Origin of the sequence: Mesorhizobium sp. (assembly GCF_004962925.1) — a bacterium.
GTDB lineage: Bacteria > Pseudomonadota > Alphaproteobacteria > Rhizobiales > Rhizobiaceae > Mesorhizobium.
The window spans coordinates 1-4,130 of the sequence record NZ_SUEO01000340.1; the positions used below are offsets into that span (position 1 = coordinate 1).

The 4,130-nt window shown below is 61.1% G+C and carries 4 protein-coding genes and 1 pseudogene; 4 read left to right on the forward strand and 1 reads right to left on the reverse strand.

The window, feature by feature from the left end; translation table 11 throughout:
• Positions 1 to 916, forward strand: a 916-nt coding sequence (locus E5W87_RS34385; RefSeq protein WP_292408088.1) for an amidase, incomplete at its 5' end; no start/stop codon positions are given.
• Here the strand turns inward: E5W87_RS34385 and E5W87_RS34390 are convergent.
• The gene (locus E5W87_RS34390; protein WP_292408089.1) at positions 903 to 1,874 is read right to left on the reverse strand and encodes a LysR substrate-binding domain-containing protein; all 972 of its coding nucleotides are present in this window, start codon (positions 1,872 to 1,874) and stop codon (positions 903 to 905) included. The genes E5W87_RS34385 and E5W87_RS34390 overlap by 14 nt on opposite strands.
• 740 nt (positions 1,875 to 2,614) lie before the next feature.
• Here E5W87_RS34390 and E5W87_RS34395 point away from each other — a divergent pair.
• From E5W87_RS34395 to E5W87_RS34400, 3 genes and pseudogenes are all read left to right on the forward strand, one after another.
• Positions 2,615 to 3,145, forward strand: a complete 531-nt coding sequence (locus E5W87_RS34395; protein WP_292408091.1) for a flavodoxin domain-containing protein — start codon at positions 2,615 to 2,617, stop codon at positions 3,143 to 3,145.
• 224 nt (positions 3,146 to 3,369) lie between these two features.
• A complete protein-coding gene (locus E5W87_RS36230; protein ID WP_367118911.1) occupies positions 3,370 to 3,798 on the forward strand; it encodes a pyridoxamine 5'-phosphate oxidase family protein in 429 nt (142 codons plus the stop codon).
• Positions 3,799 to 3,841: 43 nt separating this feature from the next.
• A pseudogene (locus E5W87_RS34400) lies at positions 3,842 to 4,130 on the forward strand (hypothetical protein); the annotation flags it as partial.

Consider the following 4,130-nt stretch of genomic DNA (forward strand, 5'->3'; position numbering starts at 1 on the left):
GGCGATTGGCACCGACGGCGTCGGTTCTATCCGCGTGCCGGCTTCGTTCTGCGGGGTCTTTGGTCTCAAGCCGACTTTTGGCCTCGTTTCACGCGCGCCCGGCTTCTTCCCGCCGTCATGGGGATCGCTCGCGCATACCGGCCCCATTGCGCGAACGGTCACCGATGCGGCCCTGCTGCTCGAGACAATTGCGGGCTACGACGTGCGCGACGCCGCCTCGCTCGCCTTGAAGCCGCAGGAATATTCGAAGATACCGCCGTCAGCCAGGGGCCTGCGTGTCGCCTTCTCGGCCGACTTCGGCTACGCGCCGATCGACCCGGAAGTCCGGGCGGCGTTTGCCGCCGCGGTCGATATCCTGGCCACTGCCGGCGCCGAACTCGTCGAGTTCCCTTTTACTCTCGACCCACAGTTACTGGACACGGTGCTCAAGCCGATCGCCTTCACAGAACAAGCGGCATCGGTCGGCGATCGGGGCGAAGATGCGTTTGTCGATTCGGACGATGAGTTCCGCGCGGTTCTTCAAAAAGGCCTCGGCTTCAGTGGCGCGGACTACATGGCGGCGACGCATCTGCGCACGCGGCTGAGGAGCCAGTTCGTCGAACTGTTCGGCACCGTCGACATATTGCTGACGCCGACGGTCGCGGTCACGGCCTTCGCGGCCGGCGCGCTCGGTGCATCCCGCGTCGACGAGCTTCCGGTCGACGCGCATCTGGGCTGGTCGCCCTTCACCTGGCCGGTCAATCTGTGTGGTCTGCCAGCCGCGACGGTCCCTTGCGGGCGCGATTCCTCGGGCATGCCGATCGGCCTGCAGATGATCGCGCCATGGATGCGGGAGAGCTCCATCATCGCTCTCGCCGGAGCCTTCGAGCAGATGCGGCCCTGGGCGAAGGAATGGCCGCCGCTCAACTTTCGGTGAGGTGTGCTTCGCTTTCAGCTTTACGCATATCGGGCATCAGTACACCGCCGATCTCGCGGCTGATATCGAGATAGTGTGAAAGATAGTCGTATAGCGCCTTGGCGGCCGGCGTTGTCGCGCCCTGCGCCTTGTAGAGAAGCAGGTCCACCTTCGGCAGTGTCGGAAACTCGCCGCTGGCGACAATCTCGCGCATGCCCGAAACGAGCGCGCTGCGGCCGAGAACAGTGACGGCCATACCTGAAAAGACCGCGGCCTGGAGCCCGCTGACGCTTTCGCTGACGCAGGCGATGCGCCAGGGGCGGCCCGCCATTTCGAGGTGCTCGATGGCGTGATCGCGATAGATGTTGCCCGGTGGCAGCAGTGCCAGCGGCAAGGGTGTCTCTGTATGCGCCGTTGAGTGTTTCCCGGTGATCCAGACCAACTGTTCCTGGCGCACGATCCGCCCGCCGATGAAGTCGTTCATCCGCGTGACCAGCGCGATGTCGATTTCGCCGCGATGGACCTGCGCGACCAGCGGCGTCGACAGTGAGCATTGAAGCTGGACCTGGACGCGCGGGAAGGCGCGCTGGAATACGGCCAGGATCGACGGCAGCAAATAGGCGGCGTAGAGGTCGGGCGTGCCGAGGATCACCTGGCCTTCGATATCGGGCGACGAGAGCCGCGACAGCAGCTCGTCGTGCAGTCGAAGAATCGAATTTGCATAAGAAAGCACCAACCTGCCGTCGGAAGTGAGCACCATCTTGCGTCCGTCATGACGGAACAGGTTGCAGCCACAGATGTCGTCGAGTCGCTGAAGTTGCAGGGTAATGGCCGGCTGCGAGCGACTGAGACGCCGCGCCGTCTCTGTAATGCTGCCGGTTTCCGCGACGCACTGCAGCGATCGGAGCATTCGTATGTCGACGCTGATGAGGTTCATAAACGTGCCCGAGCCGGATCCGATGCGCCCGGCTGTCTTCATGCAAGATTCATTCCAAATTTGGTTTGCGGGATATTGTGTGTAGTCCCGTTACGACCTGCCGTCGGTTCGGGACCATGCGGAACAATGCGAGATGTTTCCTGATCTCGGCCCACGAAAAGGTTAATGAAATCAAGATTCCTGGCACATCCTCCAGGCCCACCACGACTCAGTTCGCCAACGCGTGTCGCGACGGCTGCCGTCAGAATTTGGTAGCGGGAGAGCGCTAACGCCTTTCCCCACACCCATCCGACTGCCAATTCAGACTTCGCTGCAATGGTTGAGCCAAGGGTTTTGAGTGCCTACCCCCGGAAGGACGGAGGTCACGCTGGTTTGGATCCGGCCGGGGCTATATCAGTTCCACAAAGCGAATGTTCTGCAACGCGCCGGTTTCGGCCGTTAAAGTCAGCTTTGCCACCGCCTGGAAGCGGACATAGCCGGCGACCACGCTAGAAGTCGCCGTTGCGCCATAAGTGTCACTTCGCGGATGTACCCCCAAAGGTCCGTTCATCAACAAACTGCGGACGTTTGCGAACGCGGTTCCATTACGCACAACAGCCCGCCATTCGACATGAGGAGTACATAAGAACCCGCTTCCACTCAAGTCGCAGCGAAAGTGGTTCGTGGAGCCTGTTCCATGAGCTATAATGCGGTGAATTGCTGTTGCGAAGTATTGAGGACATGCTGGGCTGGCTCGTATCGATCGTCCTTATGAATGTCTCTTCCGTTGTCGGAGGGACATCGTGAACGTCCTGATTGTCTATGGAACGACCGAGGGGCAGACGCGGAAAATTGCCGCATGGACGGCAACGCATATTCGCGAGCGCGGGCACCAAGTCGAGCTGCAAGATAGCGCAGCGCTCGCATCCGATTTGAAGCTCGGACCTTTCGACGCGTTCGTCATTGCCGCGTCGGTCCACCAGGAGCACCACCAGGAAATCGTCACGAACTTCGTGTTTGCCCATCACGAACTGCTGAACACTAAGTCTTCAGCCCTCATATCCGTCAGTCTGTCGGCGGCGCTGGAAGACCAAAGGACGGAAGCGCAAAAGTACGTGGATCGCTTCGTGTCCGTGACAGGGTGGCAACCACGCATGACCCTCCTTCTCGGGGGTGCTTTGCGCTTCACCAAGTACGATTACTTCCAGGAGCAGTTCGTCAAATTCGTCGTCATGAAACGCAGCAGCGATCAGAGCCCTGAGCGCGATCACGAATTCACTGACTGGAACGCCCTCGCCGACTTCGCTGATCGATTTCTTGAGACGGCCGGCTGAACAAGGAGGTGCTTGAGTCCGGCGCAGCTTGCATCGGCGCACCCTTCGCCGTCTTTGCCGGCGTGGCGCATGGAACATCGCGTATAGCAGCCCCCTCGAGCGATCGCGTATCCAGTGGAAGCAAGAAGTCCGCTTCCGCGGCATCGAGATGCACAGAGCGAAGCTCGCTCCTTCACCAGGGGAGTCCCGTGATCGTCAGTGAGATGACCGCCCAAGAATGCAGGATGCACCTGGCCGCGAGCGGGGTCGGGCGCCTCGCTTGCGTAAGAGACGGGATGCCGTACGTCGTGCCAATCAGCTTCGTTTACGATGACGGCCACATCTATAGCTTCTCCCTGATTGGTCACAAGGTCTGGGCGATGCGGGGACATCCTCAGGTTTGCTTCGAAGTCGACGAGATTCGCAGCCCCCGCAGCTGGTGGAGTGTAATTGCCTTCGGTCGCTACGAAGAACTCTCCGAAGCAGGCCCCCGGCAGAATGAGCGCGACCATGCATGGTCGCTGTTGCAGAAAGCGCGCCCCCAACTGGTGGGAACCTGGCAGCGAGACACCTCACTCCGAGGACAAGGTGGCCAGTCCGCCTCACCTCTTCTTCCGCATCAACATCGAGAAGATCACTGGCCGTCGTGCCCTCGTCTGACCGGCCCCGTCTAGGAGCCGACCAATTGGAACAATCTTACCTGTTTCAAGGTTAGGGATGCGCAAGGGACTGCTCTACGGAATCATTGTCCAGATGAAACGCCATTTTCGGATTCTTGTGGGTGCCGCGGTCGGCCTCACATTGACACCTGCTCCGCTTCCCGCACTTTCGCGCGACGCCCAGCCGCTCGCCGCACCCCTCATTCTGGCCCAAGCCCAGTCGCCCGAAGAGGAAGAGCTGCTGCGCAGGAAGACGAGAAAGGGGGCCAAACGCGACGAGCAGCGGACTCCCCGGGCAGAAAGGCCGGCGCAGCGCGAGCGGGCCGAGCGGCCTGCGGCGCGGGAGC